Raw genomic sequence first — 18,316 nt, 5'->3', positions numbered from 1 at the left:
GCGGCTCCCCCCCGCCCCGGCCGCCCCCGGGGGGGCGCGTGGCGGTGGGGTGGGGGGGGGGGGGTTCGCGGCACCTCCCCCCCCCCAACCCCCCGTTCCCCTCATCCCGCCGGTCACCTCACTCGTTCGGGTGGCTATTCGGGGCGATACGTCCAGATCAGGCCAGGCGGTCGGCAGAATCGGACCGGCCTTTCGAGGCCGGTCTGCGCTGTCCAGGCCTGTATGGGGGGCCATCGGCATGATCCGCTTCAAGCCCGGGGCTCCCCGCGGGGCGCCACCCCGGTTCCTGTCACGGGTGCCCGCCTTCGTGGTGCCCACAGCCCTGGGCGCCACCGCGGTCGCCTACCGGCTGACCTGTCCGCTCGCCCACGACGACGCCCTCGGCGCGCGCCTCGTCAGCAGTGCCGTGATGTGCGCGATCGTCACCGGCCTGGTGATGCATGTGCGGCGTCGGCTGCTGCGCGAACTGCGACAAACCCGCCGGATCGCGGAGGCCGCGCAGAGCGCGCTGCTGCGGCCGCCGCCCCCACGGGTCGACGGCCTGGCCGCCGCCGCGGTCCACCTCTCCGCCGACCCGGGAGCCCGGATCGGCGGCGACCTGTACGAGGTGGTCGCCACCGAGCACGGCGTACGGGCCGTCATCGGTGACGTCCGCGGGCACGGGCTCGGAGCCGTGACGACCGCCGCCGCCGTCCTCGGGAGCTTCCGTGAGGCCGCCCACGACGAGGCCGAACTCGCCGGTGTGCTGCGCCGGCTGGAGCGGGCGATGGCCCGGCACCTGCGGGCGCAGCACACCGGCGGCCACGACCCGGCGGGCGCCGCCCAGGACAGCACGCCCGGCGAGGAGTTCGTCACCGTCCTGCTGCTGGAGATCCTCCCGGACGGGGACGTACGGGCCCTGAACTGCGGTCACCCCTGGCCGTATCTGCTGACCGGCGCACGGGCCGAACCGCTCGCCCGCACCGGTCCGCTCCCGCCGCTCGGCCCGTTCCCGCTGCCGCCCGAACTGCCCGCCGTCCCCTGCGGACCCCTGCTGCCCGGTGACGCACTCGTCCTGCACACGGACGGAGCCGAGGAGGCACGGGACGCCGAGGGCCGGTTCTTCCCCCTGCGGGACGCCCTCACCGAGGCCGCGCGCGCCCACCCGCGCACCGCCCAGTCCATGCTGCGCACGGTCCTCACGGCACTGCTGCGGCACACCGCCGGCCCGCCCGGGGACGACGTGGCCCTGCTGGTCCTGAGGAACGAGCGGCCTGTGGGAGGCACCCCCACAGGGGTGCGCACCACCGCGCGGCCGGCCACCCCGCACCCGACGAGCCACCTTCAGTCCCCGGCGTGACCGGCGGCGCCACGCCGTCCGTCCCGCCACGGAGTGTCGGGCAGGCAGCAGGGCGGACGGCGTGGAAACGGGCCGCCGCACTGTACGAGGGGGAGCCGGCGGCCCGGCCGGCCTCTTTCGAGACAGTTCAGTCAACCGGCCGGACACGTTCGGCGACAGCGCGCGCACACTGCGGATTCGGGCACTCCGTTCACACCCCGTGTGAACGCGCAGCCACTACTCTGTCCGCCACCGAGCCACCGGGGGGCCCTGGAATGCAGCCCAATACTCTGCTCGACGCGATCCTGGACGAGGCCGGCATCTCGCACGCGGGCCTGGCCGCGCACGTCAACCAGGCCGGCCGGGCGCGCGGTCTGGCGCTCCGCTACGAACACACCGCCGTGGCGCGGTGGCTGAAGGGACAGCGGCCCCGGGGACAGGTGCCCGACCTGATCTGCGAGGTGCTCGCCGCCCGGCTGCGCCGCCAGGTCACCCTCGACGACATCGGCCTCGGCGTGCCCGGCGGGCCGTCCGCCCCGCACACCGGCTCGCTCTGCGGGTTCGTCGAGCGGGCCACCGCGTTGTGGCGCTCCGACCAGCAGCGGCGCCCGCACATACTCGGCGCCCCCGCCGTCACGGGCACGCCCGCCGTCATGCCCGTATGGGAGTGGGAGAACCCGCCCGAGGACGTGGACGTCTCCCGCGGCGGCCGGCACCGGGTCACCCCCGGCGACCTCGACATGCTGCGCGCCGCCCGCACCCACTACGAGCAGATGTACCGCAAGGCGGGCGGCGTCGCGACCCGCGCCCGGATCGTCGGCTTCCTCAACGCCGAGGCCGCCCCGCTGCTGCGCGGCGGCTACACCGACGCCACCGGCCGCCACCTGCACCGGGCCACCGGCGGTCTGGTGGCGGTCGCCGGCATCTGCGCGTACGACTCCGACACGCACGGCCTCGCCCAGCGCTACTTCCACCAGGCGCTGCGGCTGGCGAAGGCCAGCGGGGACCGGGGACTGGGCGCCTATGTGATCGCGCTGCTCGTCAACCAGTCGCTGCACATGCGGGAGTACCGGCAGGCCGTCGCCTTCGCGGAGGCCGCGCTGCGCGCCGCCGGCACCCGCATCACCCCGGCCCTCGCCTCCGACCTGTACGCGATGCAGGCCAAGGCGTACGCGCACCTCGGCGACGGCACCGCCGCGCTGTCCCGCATCCGGCGGGCCGAGCGGGCCGCCGAGCGGATCCGGCGCGGAACCGAACCCGACGAGACCGGCTACGTCCAGCCAGGCCTGGTCAACGTCCAGGTGGCGGAGGCGCTGCTCAGCCTCGGCGAGCTGGCCGCGGCCGGGGAGCACGCGGCGGCGGCCGTGGACACCCCCGCGCACGACCGGGGCCGGGTGCACCGGCTGGCCATGCTGAGCACCATCGAACTGCGCCAGGGCAATGCCGACAACGCGGTGGCCATCGCGGTGCAGATGGCCGAGCAGGCCCGGGGAATGGAGTCGCAGCGGCTGCGGGACAGGCTGCGCGAGGTGCGTGAGCACCTCGTCCGCAGCGGCTGCGCGGGCACCACCGAGGCGGCCGAACTCATCGACGGGGCACTGCGCGTACCGCTCTAGCACCGGCGCGGTTCAAGGACCCCCGTGCCCGGCGCGCGCCTCCGCCGCGCCCGCCGCTGCGCCACGGGCTGCCTCCCGTGCGCCTGCCTGCCGGACCGCTGCTGCTGCGATATTGCCCCTTACCCGTAGGAAGGTGGCAGAACCGTGCAGTGGACGAAGCAGAACGAGCAAACTGTGTACTCAAATCGCTGGTTCAGCGTCAATCTCGCCGATGTCGAGCTGCCGGACGGCCGGCATCTCGACCACTTCCTCATCCGGCTGCGGCCCGTCGCCGTGGCCACGGTGGTGAACGAGGCCAACGAGGCCCTCCTGCTGTGGCGCCACCGCTTCATCACCGACAGTTGGGGGTGGGAACTCGCGGCCGGAGTGGTCGAGGACGGCGAGGACGTCGCCGGGGCCGCCGCGCGGGAACTGGAGGAGGAGACCGGCTGGCGGCCGGGGCCGCTGCACCACCTGATGAGCGTGGAGCCCTCCAACGGCCTCACCGACGCCCGGCATCACATCTACTGGTCCGACGAGGGCGAGTACGTCGGACACCCCGTGGACGACTTCGAATCGGACCGCCGGGAGTGGGTGCCCCTGAAAGTGGTCCCCGACCTGGTCGCCGCCGGCGAGGTCCCGGCCGCCAACATGGCGGCGGCGTTACTCCTGCTGCACCACCTCAGGCTCGGCCGGGACGGCAGGCCCTGAAACGCCGAGGGCCCGGCACCTCGCGAGGTGCCGGGCCTCATGGGCTCAGTACGTGTAGAAGCCCGAGCCGCTCTTGCGGCCCAGCCGGCCCGCGTCGACCATGCGCTGGAGCAGCGGGGGAGCGGCGTACAGCGGCTCCTTGTACTCCTCGTACATCGAGTACGCGACCGAGGCCACCGTGTCCAGACCGATCAGGTCGGACAGCTTCAGCGGGCCCATCGGGTGGGCGCAGCCCATCTCCATGCCGTTGTCGATGTCCTCGCGGCTGGCGATGCCCGACTCGAACATCCGGATCGCGGAGAGCAGGTACGGGATCAGCAGCGCGTTCACCACGAAGCCGGAGCGGTCCTGGGCGCGGATCGCGTGCTTGCCCAGGAGCTTCTCGGTGAAGGCCTGGGCGCGGCTAAGGGTGCCCTCGGAGGTGGTGAGCGCCGGGATCAGCTCGACCAGCTTCTGCACCGGGGCCGGGTTGAAGAAGTGGATGCCGATGACGTGGTCGGGCCGTGAGGTGGCGACCGCCAGCCTCACCAGCGGAATGGAGGAGGTGTTGGAGGCCAGGATCGCGTCCGGCCGGGTCACCACCTGGTCGAGGACCTGGAAGATCTCGGTCTTGACCTGCTCGTTCTCGACCACGGCCTCGATCACCAGATCACGGTCGGCGAACTCGCCGAGGTCCGTGGTGAAGCTCAGCCGGTCCTGCGTGGCCGTCAGCTCCTCCGCGGAGATCTTGCCGCGCTCGGCCGCCTTCGACAGGGAGTTGAACAGCCGGGTACGGCCGATCTCCAGGGCCTCGCCGGTGGTCTCGGCGACCTTGACGTCCAGTCCGGCGCGGGCACACACCTCGGCGATCCCCGCACCCATCTGACCGCAGCCCACCACTCCGACGCGTTCGATGTCGGTCACATCGGTCCTTTCGCTCCTGCTTACGGCTGTGGCAGGTCGCCGGGTCCCGGGTCCTGCTCCGTTCGTGCACGTTACTCCGAAGTATCGATGATCGATCGCGGGGGTGGGGCATCCTGGACGCGGGACCGCGTCAGGCCGGGCGGTTCGACGGTGTTCAGGGGGCGCGATGGGGCGGGTGTCACGCAGGATGTTCGCGACGGCGGCGCTGGCCGCGCTGGCGACGGTGCCGCGGGCGTCCGCCGCGCCGCGGCCACGCACGGTGCCGACCGCGGCGACCGGCGAGATGCGGGGCATGTGGGTGGCCACCGTCACCAACCGGGACTGGCCCTCCCGGCCGGGGCTGAGCGCGGCGCGGCAGCGCGCCGAACTGCTCGCCCACCTCGACGCGGCCGTCCGCAACCGCCTCAACACCGTGATCTTCCAGGTGCGGCCCACGGCCGACGCGCTGTGGCCCTCGCCGTATGAGCCGTGGTCGCAGTACCTCACCGGCACCCAGGGCACCCATCCCGGCTGGGACCCGCTCGGCACGGCCGTCGCGGAGGCCCACGCCCGCGGCCTGGAGCTGCACGCCTGGTTCAACCCGTACCGCGTGGCCCTGCACGCCGACCCCGCCCGGCTCACCGTCTCCCACCCCGCCCGCCGCAACCCCGGCTGGGTCGTCCCGTACGGCGGGAAGCTCTACTACGACCCGGGGCTGCCCGGGGTCCGTGCCTTCGTACGGGAGGCGATGCTGGACGCGGTGCGCCGCTACCCCGTCGACGCGGTCCACTTCGACGACTACTTCTATCCGTATCCGGTGGCCGGCCAGACCTTCGACGACGACCTCGCCTACGACACGTACGGCGGCGACTTCCCGGACCGGGCGGCCTGGCGGCGGGACAACGTCGACCGGCTGGTGCGCGAGACGGCCGCCGGGATCAAGGAGATCAGGCCCGGCACCCGCTTCGGCATCAGCCCCTTCGGCGTGTGGCGCAACGCCGACGTGGACGAGCGGGGCTCCGACACTCGCGCGGGCGTGCAGACGTACGACGACCTGCACGCCGACACCCGCCGCTGGGCCCGGGAGAACTGGATCGACTACATCTGCCCGCAGCTCTACTGGAACATCGGCTTCGCCGCCGCCGACTACGCGAAGCTGCTGCCCTGGTGGGCCGAGGTCGTCAGGGACTCCGGGACCCGGCTGTACGCGGGGGAGGCCCTCTACAAGGCGGGCGACCCGGCCCAGCCCGCGGCCTGGCGGGATCCGGCCGAGCTGTCCCGTCACCTCACGCTGGCCGCCGAGCACCCGGAGGTGCGCGGGCACGTCTTCTTCGCCGCCCGTGAGGTGACGGCCGACCCGGTCGGGGCGATGACGCGGGTGGTCGCCGACCACTACCGGCGGCCGGCGGAACCACCGCGCTGATCTAGTGCTGTGGGGTCCTGTGCCGGATCTCGGTGTCGGGGCCGGGTGAGCACACGCCCTCGTGTCCGTCCTGGAAACGGACGCGGTAGGGCGGGTTCCCTCCCTGGCCCATCACTTCGACGATCTCTCCGACCTTGTCGTGCTGGCCGACCACCCTGCCGTGCTGGACAAGCTGGTCGCCCTCGGTTGCGCGCATCGGGGCCTCCTCTCAACCGCGTGCCCGCTGGGTGACGGCGATGCACACGAGCACAGCCGCGGCCGTCAGCGGGGCGGCCACCGTCAGCTGCTCGTTCAGCAGCAGCACCGACCACACCAGTGTGAGCAGCGGCTGGGCCAGCTGCAACTGGCTGGCCTTGGGGATGCCGATGGCCGCCATGCCCCGGTACCAGACGATCAGCCCGAGGAACTGCGAGCCCGCCGCCACCCACAGCAGGCCGGTCACGCTGTGGGCGGTCAACGTCACCGGCTCGACGGTCAGCGCGACCGCGGCGACGGGCACGGTGAGCGGCAGGCACAGCGTCAGCGCCCAGCCGATCACCTGCCAGCCCGGCATCACCCGGGCCAGCCTGCCGCCCTCGGTGTAGCCGGCCGCGCACACCAGGAGCGCCGCGAACAGGTACAGGTCGGCCGTGGTGAGCGCGCCGCCGCTCTGCTGCACCGTGAACGCCACGACGGCGGCGGCCCCGGCGAGGGCCGCCGCCCAGAAGAGGCGCGAGGGCCGGGAACCGACGCGCAGGGCGGACAGCAGCGCCGTGGTCAGCGGGAGCAGGCCCACCACGACCGCCGCGTGCGCGGTGGTCGAGGTCTGCAGTGCCAGGGTGGTCAGCATCGGGAAGCCGAGCACCACTCCCGCGCCGACCACCGCGAGTCCGGGCCAGTGCTTCCGGTCCGGTGGCGGAACCCGCAGGGCGAGCAGACAGCCGCCGGCGATCAGCGCCGCGAGCACACTGCGCACGGCCACCAGCGACCAGGGCCCGAAGCCTTCGAGACCCCAGGCGGTGGCCGGGAAGGTGAGGGAGAAGGCGATCACGCCGAGGGCGGCCTGGAGGGTGCCGAAGCCGCGGCGGTCGCGGGGGGCGGTGACTGCTATCGGCGGACCGGCAGTAGCGCTACTCTGTGCTCTCATGCATGAGCGTAGCAGTGTCGGTGAGCTGGCGGACCGGCTGCGGAAGGAGCTGGACCGCTACTCTCCCGATGGAAAGCTCCCTTCCAGTCGAGCCCTGGTGGAGCGGTTCCGGGTGAGTCCGGTGACCGTCTCCCGGGCACTGGCGCAGCTCGCCGCCGAGGGCCTGGTGGTCACCCGGCCCGGCGCCGGCGCCTTCCGCGCGCAGCCCCGGGAGGCCACCGCTCCCGCCGGGGACACCTCCTGGCAGGAGGTCGCCCTCAGCGCCGACGGCGCCGCCGACCTCGTACCGCGCTCGGTGGACGCCTCCGGGGTGCTGGCGTCGCTGGCCGCGCCACCGCCCGGGGTGATCGAGTTCAACGGCGGCTATCTGCACCCCTCCCTGCAGCCGGAGCGGGCCATGGCGGCGGCACTGTCCCGGGCCGGGCGCCGGCCGGGCGCCTGGGGGCGGCCGCCCGTGGAAGGGCTGCCGGAGCTGCGCGAGTGGTTCGCGCGCAGCATCGGCGGGCCGGTGACGGCGGCGGGCGTGCTGGTCACCTCGGGCGGGCAGTCCGCGCTGACCACCGCCCTGCGGGCGCTCGCCCCGCCGGGCGCCCCCGTCCTCGTCGAGTCGCCCACCTACCCGGGCATGCTGGCCATCGCCCGCGCGGCCGGACTGCGCCCGGTGCCCGTCCCGGTGGACGCGGACGGCGTACGGCCCGTGCTGCTCGCGGACGCGTTCCGGGCGAGTGGCGCCCGGGTCCTCGTCTGCCAGCCGCTGTTCCAGAACCCCACCGGTGCCGTGCTCGCCCCCGGCCGGCGCGGCGAGGTGCTGCGCATCGCCCGCGAGGCGGGCGCCTTCGTGGTCGAGGACGACTTCGTGCGGCGGCTGGTGCACGAGGACGCGGGCCCGCTGCCGCGCCCGCTCGCCGCCGACGACCCCGACGGGGTGGTGGTGCACGTCTGCTCGCTGACCAAGGCGACCTCGCCCAGCTTCCGGGTGAGCGCGCTCGCCGCGCACGGCCCGGTCCTGGAACGGCTGCGGGCCATCCAGATCGTCGACACCTTCTTCGTGCCCCGGCCCCTCCAGGAGGCCACCCTGGAACTCGTCGGCTCGCCCGCCTGGCCGCGCCACCTGCGCGCGATCTCGGCCGCGCTGCGGGCCCGCCGGGACGCGATGACCGCCGCGCTCCGCCTCCACCTGCCCGAACTCGCCCTGCCGCACATCCCGTCCGGCGGCTATCACCTGTGGCCGCGGCTGCCGGACGGCGCGGCGGAGTCCGCCCTGACCGCCGCCGCCCTGCGCGCGGGTGTCGCCGTCACCCCCGGCCGCCCCTACTTCAGCGCCGAGCCCCCGGCCGGCCACCTCCGCCTGAGCTTCGCGGCGGTGGCCGGCACCGGGGAGATCACCGAGGGCGTACGGCGCCTGCGCACCGCCTGCGACGAGGTGCTGGGACGACAGGGATAACGGTTCGACGCAGCCCCGGGCGACCTGCGAGCATCCGGCCATGACCGACTCCCCGCCCCTGCCCGAGGGCTACGAGATCTCCACCGATCCCGCCCGGATCGACGCCGGGCGTGTGCACCGGTGGCTGTCCACCGACGCGTACTGGGCCCTGGGCCGTTCCCGTGAGAAGCAGGACCGGGCGATCGAGGGCTCGCTCAACTTCGGCGTCCACGACACGCTCTCGGGGGAGCAGGTGGCGTACGCCCGGGTCGTCACCGACCGGGCGACCTTCGCCTGGCTGTGCGACGTGTACGTGGACCCGTCGGTGCGCGGCAAGGGAGTCGGCACGGCCCTGGTGGCGGCCGTGCGGGAGGAGCTGCGGCCCTGCGGGCTGAAGCGGATCATGCTGGCCACGCACGACGCGCACGGGGTCTACGCGAAGCTGGGGTTCCGGCCGCTGGAGCGGCCCGACCACTGGATGGCGCTCGTCGACGGATGACGGCGCGTTTCGGGGCACTTGTCCGGCGCGTCCTTACCAGCCGGTAAGGCCGGATGTACCTTGAGTGACGCCTCCGTGACACCTCTTGACCCGCGCACCTCGGCGACTCACGATCGCCGCATGGCACTTCGGGTCACGTTCGTCGCCGCCGCGGGGAGCTCCTCGGTGCTCGCCGAACGTTTCGAGGACGACCGGCCGCTGGACCAGGCCGGCTGGAGCGAGGTGCAACGGGTCGCGCACGAACTGCTGCCGCTCGCCGCGGCCGATCTGCGCTACTGTTCCCCGGCTCCGCGCAGCCGCGCCACCGGTGACGGGCTCGGATACGCGCCACTGGTGCAGCTCGCCCTGCGCGACTGCGACATGGGCCGCTGGCGGGGGCTGACCCTGGGGGAGGCGATGGCCCGGGAGCCGGGGGCCGTGGACGCCTGGCTCGCCGACCCGCGGTCCACCCCGCACGGTGGGGAGTCATTGCCGGCCTTCATCGGCCGCGTCGGCGGCTGGCTCGACACCCGGCCGGTCGAGGACGGCTGCCGGGTCGTCGCCGTGGCCGAGCCGTCCGTGATCCGCGCGGCCCTGGTGTACGTGCTCAAGGCCCCGCCCGCCACGTACTGGAACATCGACGTCCGCTCGCTGTCGACGATCGGTGTCGCCGGCCGGGCGGGCCGCTGGAACCTGCGCGTCGAAGGGGTGTCCGCTCAGAGAGCGCGCGCGTAGCCGGTGATGAGCTCCAGGTCCTTCGCGGGGCCGCGCACCCGCCAGAGGGTCCGCCAGTGGTCCGCGTCCCGGACGGTGAACTCGCCCCGGTAGAGGTCGGCGGAACAGGGGTGGTCGGCGACGTACCGTCCCGCGGTGAGGTCCAGGTCGTGGAAGGGGCGCCCGTCCGCGAACCGTACGTCCGCCGTGCCGCCGGGCCCGGGCAGGAAGCGCAGGGTCCGCTCGGCGGGCCGGGTGACACCCCGCCAGGTGAAGTCGCCGGACTCGTGCTGCAGCAGGCCGCCGCCCTCCAGCGGGCCGAAAACGACCGTTCCCTCGAAGCGTCCCTCCTCGCCGCCCGCCAGGTCCCGCACGGTCCGTTCCGCCCGCCAGCGGCCGCTCAGGTAGCCCAGTGTGTCGGGCACCGGCCAGAACTCGCCCATCCCGCCTCGTTCCCGCGTGGTCTCCGTTGCCGCACGACCCATTGACGTGCTCCTGCCTCCTCCCTATCTTGCCGTTCGAAGTGCTGACCAATGATCGATATATCGAACACCTCCTAGAGTCACCCACTCCTAGAGAGAGCCGCTGGGTATCCATGTCACGCACAGCACGCCACCGCGCCCGTCTCGGACTCGGGCTCACCGCCACCGCGCTCCTGACGGCCGCCGCCCTCGTCCCGGCCCCCGCGCACGCCGAGGACACCGCCGACTACACGATCACCGTCGACCCGGGCGCCGAGGGCGCGGCGATCGGCGACACGATGTACGGCGTCTTCTTCGAGGACATCAACCGGGCCGCCGACGGCGGTCTGTACGCCGAACTCGTGCAGAACCGGTCCTTCGAGTACTCCACCGCCGACAACGGTTCCTACACGCCCCTGACCTCCTGGGCGGTGGGCGGCACGGCCGAGGTGGTGAACGACGACGGCCGGCTCAACGAGCGCAACCGCAACTACCTCTCCCTGGGCGCCGGCTCGTCGGTCACGAACTCCGGCTACAACACGGGCATCCGGGTGGAAGAGGGCGAGCGGTACGACTTCTCCGTGTGGGCCCGCGCCGAGAGCGGTACCACCCTCACCGTCGCACTGAAGGACGCGGCCGGTGAGCTCGCGAAGGCCCGCAAGGTGGCCGTCGAGGGCGGCTGGGCCAAGTACGAGGCCGGGTTCACCGCGTCCCGCACCAGCAACCGCGGCCGGCTCGCCGTCACCTCCTCCTCCGCCGCCGCCCTCGACATGGTGTCGCTGTTCCCGCGCGACACCTACAAGAACCAGCCCAACGGCCTGCGCGAGGACCTCGCCGAGAAGATCGCCGCCCTGAACCCCGGCTTCGTCCGCTTCCCCGGCGGCTGCCTGGTCAACACCGGCTCCATGGAGGACTACAGCGAGGCCTCCGACTGGCAGCGCAAGCGCTCCTACCAGTGGAAGGACACCGTGGGCCCGGTCGAGGAGCGCGCCACCAACGCCAACTTCTGGGGGTACAACCAGAGTTACGGCCTCGGCTACTACGAGTACTTCCGCTTCGCCGAGGACGTCGGCGCGATGCCGCTGCCCGTCGTCCCCGCCCTCGTCACCGGCTGCGGCCAGAACAGGGCCACCGACGACGAGGCACTGCTGAAGCGGCACATCCAGGACACCCTCGACCTGATCGAGTTCGCCAACGGCCCCGCGAACTCCACCTGGGGCAAGGTGCGCGCCGAGATGGGCCACCCGAAGCCCTTCGGCCTCACCCACATCGGAGTCGGCAACGAGGAGAACCTCCCGCACGAGTTCTTCGCCCGCTTCCAGCAGTTCCGGACCGCCATCGAGGCGGAGTACCCGGACATCACCGTCGTCTCCAACTCCGGCCCCGACGACTCCGGCACGATCTTCGACACCGCCTGGCAGCTCAACCGCGAGGGCGACGTCGACATGGTCGACGAGCACTACTACAACAGCCCGCAGTGGTTCCTGCAGAACAACGACCGCTACGACTCCTACGACCGCGGCGGCCCCGAGGTCTTCCTGGGCGAGTACGCCTCCCAGGGCAACGCCTGGAAGAACGGTCTCGCCGAAGCCGCGTTCATGACCGGCCTGGAGCGCAACGCCGACATCGTCAAGCTGGCCTCGTACGCGCCGCTGCTCGCCAACGAGGACTACGTCCAGTGGTCCCCGGACATGATCTGGTTCAACAACCACGCCTCCTGGGGCTCGGCCAACTACGAGGTCCAGAAGCTGTTCATGACCAACGTCGGCGACCGCGTGGTCCCGTCGGAGGCGAGCGCCACGCCGGACGTCAGCGGCCCCATCACGGGAGCCGTCGGCCTGTCGACGTGGGCGACGAGCGCGGCGTACGACGACGTGAGGGTGACCGCGGCGGACGGCTCGTCGCTGCTGACCGACGACTTCTCCGGTGACGCCTCGAAGTGGACCCACAGCGGCGGCGGAAGCTGGAGCGTCCAGGACGGCCAGTACGTCCAGACCGACGAGGCCGCCGAGAACACCTTGGTCACTGCCGGTGACCCGGCCTGGCACGACTACGACCTGCAGGTGAAGGCCACCAAGAAGGCCGGCAAGGAGGGCTTCCTCGTCGCCTTCGGCGTCAAGGACACCGGAAACCACTACTGGTGGAACCTCGGCGGCTGGAACAACACCCAATCCGCCGTCGAGCAGGCCTCGGACGGCGGCAAGTCGACGCTGATCTCCAAGGCCGGCTCGATCGAGACGGGCCGCGCCTACGACATCGACATCAAGGTGCGGGGCCGCCAGGTGACCCTCTACCTCGACGGCCGGGAGTGGGGCAGTTTCACCGACGACAAGCCGGCCGAGCCGTTCCGCCAGGTGGTCACCGAGGACGCCCGCACCGGCGACCTGATCGTCAAGGTCGTCAACGCCCGGCCGGCCGAGGCCCGCACGGCGATCGACCTCGGGGACGCGAGGGTCTCCTCCCGGGCCCGCGTGACCACCCTGGCCGCCGACGCGGACGCGGTCAACACGGAGACGGACGCCCCGGTCACCCCGGTGACCTCCACCTTCCGGGGCGTCGACAGCGAGTTCACGTACACCTTCCCGGCGAACTCGGTGACGTTCCTGCGGATCGAGCAGCGGTGACCCGGCCCGCCGGGAGACCGGCGGGCTAGGCTCTCGTACCCATGGGCGTCGTGAGGGTCTGGAAAAGGGTGCGGCGGGCCGACAGGTCCGTCGCACCCTTCGTCGTGGCGGGGAACGTCCTGGTGGGCGGCGTGCTCCTGTGGACGGCGATCGGCGGGATCGGGGACCCCGCCACCCGTGAGGAGGAGAACGCCGCGCAGGACCTGGCGCTGCGGATCTTCGGCTCCTGGCTGCTGGGCGGAGTGGTGCTGTTCGCCGTGCTCGGCATGGGCCGTGCCCTGCTCGGGCACCTCGCCGCCCTGCTCCTCACCCCCCTCCTGATCACCGCCGCCCTGATGGCCCTGGCCTGACCTCTGACCCCTGACGCCGGCGGCCGCAGGATCGTTTCGGGACCGCATTGCATAAACGTGCATGGAAACGTATAGTCATGCCATCCAGGAGGAGGGTTTTCCATGGTGGTACGCGCGGCGGTGGCCGGAGCGAGCGGGTATGCGGGCGGTGAGCTGCTGCGTCTGCTCCTGACGCACCCCGGGATCGAGATCGGTGCCCTGACCGGCAACTCCAACGCCGGGCAGCGGCTGGGCGCGCTCCAGCCGCATCTGCTGCCGCTGGCCGACCGCGTACTGGAGCCGACCACGCCCGAGGTGCTCGCCGGGCATGATGTCGTCTTCCTCGCGCTGCCGCACGGCCAGTCCGCCGCCGTCGCCGAGCAGCTCGGCGAGGAGGTGCTCGTGATCGACATGGGCGCCGACTTCCGGCTGAAGGACGCCGCCGACTGGGAGACGTTCTACGGCTCCCCGCACGCCGGTACCTGGCCCTACGGCCTGCCCGAGCTTCCGGGTGCCCGCGCCGCGCTGGAGGGGTCCAAGCGCGTCGCGGTGCCCGGTTGCTACCCGACCGCCGTCTCCCTCGCCCTCTTCCCGGCGTACGCCGCAGGTCTCGCCGAGTCCGAGGCGGTGATCGTCGCCGCCTCCGGCACCTCCGGCGCGGGCAAGGCGGCCAAGCCGCACCTGCTGGGCAGCGAGGTCATGGGCTCCATGTCGCCGTACGGCGTGGGCGGCGGGCACCGGCACACCCCCGAGATGATCCAGAACCTCAGCGCGGCGGCGGGCGAGCGGGTCTCGGTCTCCTTCACGCCGACCCTCGCGCCGATGCCCCGCGGCATCCTCGCCACCTGCACCGCGAAGGCGAAGCCCGGCGTCACCGCCGAATCCGTGCGCGCCGCCTACGAGAAGGCCTTCGCCGACGAGCCCTTCGTCCACCTCCTGCCCGAAGGCCGGTGGCCCGCGACCGCGTCCGTCCACGGTTCCAACGCCGTTCAGATCCAGGTCGCGTACGACACCGCCGCCGGCCGGATCATCGCGATCAGCACCATCGACAACCTGACCAAGGGCACCGCGGGCGGTGCCGTCCAGAGCATGAACATCGCCCTGGGCCTCGACGAGGCCACCGGGCTGACGACGATCGGAGTTGCGCCGTGAGCGTGACGGCAGCGAAGGGATTCACGGCGGCGGGCATCGCCGCCGGGATCAAGGAGAACGGCAACCCCGACCTGGCCCTCGTGGTCAACAACGGCCCCCGCCGCGCCGCCGCCGGCGTCTTCACCTCCAACCGCGTCAAGGCGGCGCCCGTGCTCTGGTCCGAGCAGGTGCTGAAGAGCGGGCAGCTGTCCGCCGTCGTCCTCAACTCCGGCGGTGCCAACGCCTGTACGGGACCGAAGGGCTTCCAGGACACCCATGCCACCGCCGAGAAGGCCGCCGAGGTGCTGGGCGTGGGCGCGGGCGAAGTCGCCGTCTGCTCGACGGGGCTCATCGGTGTCCTGCTGCCGATGGACAGGCTGCTCCCCGGCGTCGGGACCGCCGCGGCCCAGCTCTCCGAGCACGGCGGGGAGAAGGCCGCCATCGCCATCAAGACCACCGACACCGTCCACAAGACGTCCGTGGTGACCAGGGACGGCTGGACGGTCGGCGGCATGGCCAAGGGCGCCGGCATGCTCGCCCCCGGCCTCGCCACCATGCTCGTCGTCCTCACCACCGACGCCGACCTCGGCTCCGAGGTCCTCGACAAGGCCCTGCGGGACGCGACCCGGGTCACCTTCGACCGGGTCGACTCCGACGGCTGCATGTCCACCAACGACACCGTGCTGCTGCTCGCCTCCGGCGCCTCCGGGACAACGCCCGGGTACGAGGAGTTCGCCGAGGCCGTACGGACCGTCTGCGACGACCTCGGTCAGCAGCTCATCCGCGATGCCGAGGGCGCCAGCAAGGACATCAAGGTCGAGGTGGTCAACGCCGCGACCGAGGACGACGCCGTCGAGGTGGGCCGCTCCATCGCCCGCAACAACCTCCTCAAGTGCGCCATCCACGGCGAGGACCCCAACTGGGGCCGCGTCCTCTCCGCCATCGGCACCACGAAGGCCGCCTTCGAGCCGGATGAGCTGAACGTCGCCATCAACGGCGTCTGGGTCTGCAAGAACGGCGGTGTCGGCGAGGACCGCGACAAGGTGGACATGCGCTACCGCGAGGTGCACATCGTGGCGGACCTCGCGGCAGGCAGTGAGTCCGCGACGATCTGGACCAACGACCTGACGGCCGACTACGTCCACGAGAACAGCGCGTACAGCTCATGAGTACGACGAGGAAGCACACCGCGCTGCCCAAGGCCCAGATCCTCATCGAGGCGCTGCCCTGGCTGACCCGGCACCACGGCAAGACCGTCGTCATCAAGTTCGGCGGCAACGCCATGGTGGACGAGGACCTCAAGGCCGCCTTCGCCCAGGACGTCGTCTTCCTGCGGCACGCCGGCCTCAAGCCCGTCGTCGTGCACGGCGGCGGCCCGCAGATCAGCCGCGCGCTCGACCGGCACGGCATCGCCAGCGAGTTCAAGGCCGGCCTGCGCGTCACCACCGAGGACGCCATGGACGTCGTACGCATGGTGCTCGCCGGACAGGTGCAGCGCGAGCTGGTCGGACTGCTCAACCGGCACGGCCCGTTCGCCGTCGGCCTCACCGGCGAGGACGCGCACACCCTCACCGCCACCAAGCACCGGCCCGAGATCGACGGCGAGCCCGTCGACATCGGGCGGGTCGGCGAGATCACCGACATCGACACCGGCGCGATCGAGGCCCTGCTCGCCGACGGCCGCATCCCGGTCGTCTCGTCGATCGCCCGCAGCCAGGACGACCACCATGTCTACAACGTCAATGCTGATACGGCGGCTGCGGCACTCGCTGCTGCACTGGGCGCCGAAACCCTCATGGTCCTCACGGACGTCGAGGGACTCTACGAGGACTGGCCGAACTCCGACGAGGTGATCAGCCGGCTCACCGCGTCCCAGCTCGAGAAACTCCTGCCGGAGCTGTCCTCCGGCATGGTGCCGAAGATGGAGGGCTGTCTGCACGCCGTGCGAGGCGGCGTGACCACCGCCCGCGTCATCGACGGCCGGGTCCAGCACTCGATCCTGCTGGAGATCTTCACGGACGAGGGCATCGGCACGATGGTCGTGCCCGACGAACAGGGGAAGTCGTGAGCAACGCAGAACTCACCGCACGGTGGCAGGGCGCGCTGATGAACAACTACGGCACGCCGCGCCTGCCCCTCGTACGCGGCGAGGGCCCGAAGGTCTGGGACGCCGAAGGCACGGAGTACCTCGACTTCGTCGGCGGCATCGCGACCAACGCCCTCGGCCACGCCCACCCGGCGATCGTCGAGGCCGTGAGCCGGCAGATCGGCTCCCTGGGCCACATCTCCAACTTCTTCATGGCCGAGCCGACCGTCGCCCTCGCCGAGCGGCTGCTCCAGCTCTTCGGCCGGGACGGCAGGGTCTTCTTCTGCAACTCCGGCGCCGAGGCCAACGAGGCCGCCTTCAAGATCGGCCGGCTCACCGGACGGACCCACGTCGTCGCCACCGAGGGCGCTTTCCACGGCCGTACGATGGGCGCCCTCGCGCTCACCGGGCAGCCCGGCAAGCGGGAGCCGTTCCAGCCGCTGCCCGCCGATGTCACCCACGTGCCCTTCGGCGACGCGCAGGCGCTGGACGCCGCGGTCACCGAGGAGACGGCCCTGGTCGTCATCGAACCCATCCAGGGCGAACTCGGCGTGGTCGTCCCGCCCCCCGGCTACCTGAAGGCGGTCCGCGCCATCACCGCCGCCAAGGGCGTGCTGCTCGTACTGGACGAGGTGCAGACCGGCGTCGGCCGCACCGGCAACTGGTTCGAGTACCAGGCCCACGAGGGCGTCCTGCCGGACGTCGTCACCCTCGCCAAGCAGCTCGGCGGCGGCCTGCCGCTGGGCGCCACCGTCGCCTTCGGCCGCGCCGCCGACCTGCTGGGGCCCGGCCACCACGGCACGACCTTCGGCGGCAACCCGGTCGCCTGCGCCGCCGGACTCGCCGTTCTCGACACCATCGAGAACGAGGGACTGCTGGAGAACGTCAAGCGGCAGGGCGAGAAACTCCGCGACGGAATCGAGGGATCCGGCCACGCCCTGATCGACCGTGTCCGGGGCGCGGGCCTCCTCCTGGGTATCGTGCTCACCGAGCCGCTCGCGCCCCAGGTGCAACAGGCGGCTCAGGACGCCGGATTCCTCGTGAACGCGCCCGCCCCCGATGTCGTACGGCTGATGCCGCCGCTGAACCTCGGGGACGACGCGGTGGACGCCTTCCTCGGGGCACTGCCCGGCATCCTGGACCAGGCCGGCACGGCGGGCGGGGAAGGACGATCCGGAGAATGAGACGACGATGAGCCAGGAGCAGGACCAGGGTCAGCAGGCCGGGCCTGCCGTGCCGCAGACGCGCACCGCACGCCACCGCCGGATCGTGGACATCCTCAACCGGCAGCCGGTGCGGTCGCAGAGCCAGCTGGCGAAGCTGCTCGCCGACGACGGGCTGAGCGTCACCCAGGCGACGCTCTCCCGCGATCTGGACGAGCTGAACGCGGTGAAGATCCGCAACAACGACGGCGACCTGATCTACGCGGTGCCGAGCGAGGGGGGTTTCCGCACCCCCCGGGCGCCGCTGGGGGAGTCCGCGAAGGAGGAGCGGATGCGGCGGCTCTCCCAGGAGCTGCTGATCTCCGCGGAGGCCTCCGCGAATCTCGTGGTCCTGCGCACCCCGCCCGGTGCCGCGCAGTTCCTCGCCTCGGCGATCGACCAGGCGGAACTGCACGACATCCTCGGCACGATCGCCGGCGACGACACGCTGCTGCTGATCAGCCGGGAGGCGACGGGGGGTCAGGCGTTGGCCGACCACTTGCTGAGGTTGGCCCAGAACGGCCACTGAAGGGGGCGGGGCGGTGAGCTCGCCGACCGCGGGCCGTCCGTGGCCGGTCGCCAGTTCCCCGCGCCCCTGAGGGAGCTGCCGCACCGTCCGCCGAGCGTCTCCCACCGCGGGCAGTCGTGCCTCCCCCCAGTGCCTCAAGGGCCGGGGAGGTGCCCCAGGGCGATGGGGGTACCTCCCGCTCGCGCGAAGCAGAGAGCGGGGGAGGGCGGGCGCGGCGGCACCCTGCGAACGCGGGGGAGTGACACGCCGGTGCCCCAGCCGTGGCGCCGGTCACTCAGCAGCGC

General features: G+C 72.4%; 18 protein-coding genes. 14 read left to right on the top strand and 4 right to left on the bottom strand.

Annotated elements, in window-relative coordinates:
* Positions 1-238 precede the first annotated feature (238 nt).
* From ACFXAE_RS27215 to ACFXAE_RS27205, 3 genes are all read left to right on the top strand, one after another.
* Positions 239-1,339 carry a PP2C family protein-serine/threonine phosphatase gene (locus tag ACFXAE_RS27215; protein WP_384719430.1) on the top strand — a complete coding sequence of 367 codons (1,101 nt, stop codon included), beginning with the start codon at positions 239-241 and terminating at the stop codon, positions 1,337-1,339.
* 254 nt (positions 1,340-1,593) lie between these two features.
* On the top strand, positions 1,594-2,934 hold the full coding sequence (locus ACFXAE_RS27210) for a transcriptional regulator (RefSeq protein WP_384719428.1): 1,341 nt from the start codon (positions 1,594-1,596) through the stop codon (positions 2,932-2,934).
* A gap of 144 nt (positions 2,935-3,078) precedes the next feature.
* On the top strand, positions 3,079-3,624 hold the full coding sequence (locus tag ACFXAE_RS27205; RefSeq protein WP_384719426.1) for an NUDIX hydrolase: 546 nt from the start codon (positions 3,079-3,081) through the stop codon (positions 3,622-3,624).
* A 45-nt stretch (positions 3,625-3,669) separates the two neighbouring features.
* Here ACFXAE_RS27205 and ACFXAE_RS27200 read toward each other — a convergent pair whose 3' ends face one another.
* Positions 3,670-4,527, bottom strand: a complete 858-nt coding sequence (locus ACFXAE_RS27200) for a 3-hydroxybutyryl-CoA dehydrogenase (protein ID WP_384719424.1) — start codon at positions 4,525-4,527, stop codon at positions 3,670-3,672.
* A gap of 187 nt (positions 4,528-4,714) precedes the next feature.
* Here ACFXAE_RS27200 and ACFXAE_RS27195 point away from each other — a divergent pair, with 187 nt between their 5' ends.
* Positions 4,715-5,929 (top strand): glycoside hydrolase family 10 protein, encoded by a 1,215-nt coding sequence (locus ACFXAE_RS27195; RefSeq protein WP_384719422.1) that lies wholly within the window; start codon positions 4,715-4,717, stop codon positions 5,927-5,929.
* A gap of 1 nt (position 5,930) precedes the next feature.
* On the opposite strand, the gene ACFXAE_RS27190 is transcribed toward ACFXAE_RS27195, so the two are convergent.
* On the bottom strand, positions 5,931-6,125 hold the full coding sequence (locus ACFXAE_RS27190; protein WP_384719420.1) for a DUF1918 domain-containing protein: 195 nt from the start codon (positions 6,123-6,125) through the stop codon (positions 5,931-5,933).
* A gap of 12 nt (positions 6,126-6,137) precedes the next feature.
* A complete protein-coding gene (locus tag ACFXAE_RS27185; RefSeq protein ID WP_384719418.1) occupies positions 6,138-7,055 on the bottom strand; it encodes a DMT family transporter in 918 nt (305 codons plus the stop codon).
* Here ACFXAE_RS27185 and ACFXAE_RS27180 point away from each other — a divergent pair.
* The 3 genes from ACFXAE_RS27180 (at position 7,054) to ACFXAE_RS27170 (ending at position 9,691) form a co-directional block, all read left to right on the top strand.
* Positions 7,054-8,499, top strand: coding sequence for a PLP-dependent aminotransferase family protein (locus ACFXAE_RS27180; protein ID WP_384719416.1), 1,446 nt, complete (start codon positions 7,054-7,056; stop codon positions 8,497-8,499). The two genes, ACFXAE_RS27185 and ACFXAE_RS27180, sit on opposite strands and share 2 nt — an antisense overlap.
* A gap of 40 nt (positions 8,500-8,539) precedes the next feature.
* Entirely contained in the window at positions 8,540-8,977 is a 438-nt protein-coding gene (locus ACFXAE_RS27175) for a GNAT family N-acetyltransferase (RefSeq protein WP_384719414.1), read from the top strand.
* 120 nt (positions 8,978-9,097) lie between these two features.
* Entirely contained in the window at positions 9,098-9,691 is a 594-nt protein-coding gene (locus ACFXAE_RS27170; RefSeq protein ID WP_384719412.1) for a histidine phosphatase family protein, read from the top strand.
* Here ACFXAE_RS27170 and ACFXAE_RS27165 read toward each other — a convergent pair.
* Positions 9,673-10,113: a DUF6314 family protein gene (locus tag ACFXAE_RS27165; protein WP_384719438.1), complete on the bottom strand. Its 441-nt coding sequence runs from the start codon at positions 10,111-10,113 to the stop codon at positions 9,673-9,675. The genes ACFXAE_RS27170 and ACFXAE_RS27165 overlap by 19 nt on opposite strands.
* A 152-nt stretch (positions 10,114-10,265) precedes the next feature.
* Between ACFXAE_RS27165 and ACFXAE_RS27160 the strand changes: the two genes are divergently transcribed.
* The 7 genes from ACFXAE_RS27160 (at position 10,266) to ACFXAE_RS27130 (ending at position 18,032) form a co-directional block, all read left to right on the top strand.
* Complete coding sequence (locus ACFXAE_RS27160; RefSeq protein ID WP_384719410.1) at positions 10,266-12,755, top strand: alpha-L-arabinofuranosidase C-terminal domain-containing protein; 2,490 nt, start codon at positions 10,266-10,268, stop codon at positions 12,753-12,755.
* A 41-nt stretch (positions 12,756-12,796) separates the two neighbouring features.
* A complete protein-coding gene (locus tag ACFXAE_RS27155) occupies positions 12,797-13,105 on the top strand; it encodes a hypothetical protein (protein ID WP_384719408.1) in 309 nt (102 codons plus the stop codon).
* Positions 13,106-13,207: 102 nt separating this feature from the next.
* The gene (gene argC, locus ACFXAE_RS27150) at positions 13,208-14,236 is read left to right on the top strand and encodes an N-acetyl-gamma-glutamyl-phosphate reductase (protein WP_384719406.1); all 1,029 of its coding nucleotides are present in this window, start codon (positions 13,208-13,210) and stop codon (positions 14,234-14,236) included.
* Complete coding sequence (argJ, locus tag ACFXAE_RS27145) at positions 14,233-15,384, top strand: bifunctional glutamate N-acetyltransferase/amino-acid acetyltransferase ArgJ (protein ID WP_384719404.1); 1,152 nt, start codon at positions 14,233-14,235, stop codon at positions 15,382-15,384. Before argC ends, argJ begins: the two co-directional genes overlap by 4 nt.
* Positions 15,381-16,283, top strand: a complete 903-nt coding sequence (argB, locus tag ACFXAE_RS27140) for an acetylglutamate kinase (protein ID WP_384719402.1) — start codon at positions 15,381-15,383, stop codon at positions 16,281-16,283. Before argJ ends, argB begins: the two co-directional genes overlap by 4 nt.
* A complete protein-coding gene (locus tag ACFXAE_RS27135; RefSeq protein WP_384719400.1) occupies positions 16,280-17,485 on the top strand; it encodes an acetylornithine transaminase in 1,206 nt (401 codons plus the stop codon). The genes argB and ACFXAE_RS27135 overlap by 4 nt, the downstream gene beginning before the upstream one ends.
* 7 nt (positions 17,486-17,492) lie before the next feature.
* Positions 17,493-18,032 carry an arginine repressor gene (locus ACFXAE_RS27130; RefSeq protein WP_384719398.1) on the top strand — a complete coding sequence of 180 codons (540 nt, stop codon included), beginning with the start codon at positions 17,493-17,495 and terminating at the stop codon, positions 18,030-18,032.
* Positions 18,033-18,316: the final 284 nt, after the last annotated feature.

This window comes from Streptomyces sp. NPDC059454 (assembly GCF_042749965.1).
Taxonomy (GTDB): domain Bacteria; phylum Actinomycetota; class Actinomycetes; order Streptomycetales; family Streptomycetaceae; genus Streptomyces.
Note: the sequence above shows the minus strand (reverse complement) of the source record. Positions and strands in the feature narration are given on the sequence as shown.

Bases quoted from the DNA above. Each gene is read 5' to 3' on its own strand.
- ACFXAE_RS27175 (WP_384719414.1), top strand. From the start codon at position 8,540: ATGACCGACTCCCCGCCCCTGCCCGAGGGCTACGAGATCTCCACCGAT.
- ACFXAE_RS27195 (WP_384719422.1), top strand. From the start codon at position 4,715: ATGTTCGCGACGGCGGCGCTGGCCGCGCTGGCGACGGTGCCGCGGGCG.
- ACFXAE_RS27170 (WP_384719412.1), top strand. From the start codon at position 9,098: ATGGCACTTCGGGTCACGTTCGTCGCCGCCGCGGGGAGCTCCTCGGTG.
- ACFXAE_RS27185 (WP_384719418.1), bottom strand. From the start codon at position 7,055: ATGAGAGCACAGAGTAGCGCTACTGCCGGTCCGCCGATAGCAGTCACC.
- ACFXAE_RS27160 (WP_384719410.1), top strand. From the start codon at position 10,266: ATGTCACGCACAGCACGCCACCGCGCCCGTCTCGGACTCGGGCTCACC.
- ACFXAE_RS27165 (WP_384719438.1), bottom strand. From the start codon at position 10,113: ATGGGCGAGTTCTGGCCGGTGCCCGACACACTGGGCTACCTGAGCGGC.
- ACFXAE_RS27215 (WP_384719430.1), top strand. From the start codon at position 239: ATGATCCGCTTCAAGCCCGGGGCTCCCCGCGGGGCGCCACCCCGGTTC.
- argB (WP_384719402.1), top strand. From the start codon at position 15,381: ATGAGTACGACGAGGAAGCACACCGCGCTGCCCAAGGCCCAGATCCTC.
- ACFXAE_RS27130 (WP_384719398.1), top strand. From the start codon at position 17,493: ATGAGCCAGGAGCAGGACCAGGGTCAGCAGGCCGGGCCTGCCGTGCCG.
- ACFXAE_RS27155 (WP_384719408.1), top strand. From the start codon at position 12,797: ATGGGCGTCGTGAGGGTCTGGAAAAGGGTGCGGCGGGCCGACAGGTCC.
- argC (WP_384719406.1), top strand. From the start codon at position 13,208: ATGGTGGTACGCGCGGCGGTGGCCGGAGCGAGCGGGTATGCGGGCGGT.
- ACFXAE_RS27190 (WP_384719420.1), bottom strand. From the start codon at position 6,125: ATGCGCGCAACCGAGGGCGACCAGCTTGTCCAGCACGGCAGGGTGGTC.
- ACFXAE_RS27180 (WP_384719416.1), top strand. From the start codon at position 7,054: ATGCATGAGCGTAGCAGTGTCGGTGAGCTGGCGGACCGGCTGCGGAAG.
- ACFXAE_RS27210 (WP_384719428.1), top strand. From the start codon at position 1,594: ATGCAGCCCAATACTCTGCTCGACGCGATCCTGGACGAGGCCGGCATC.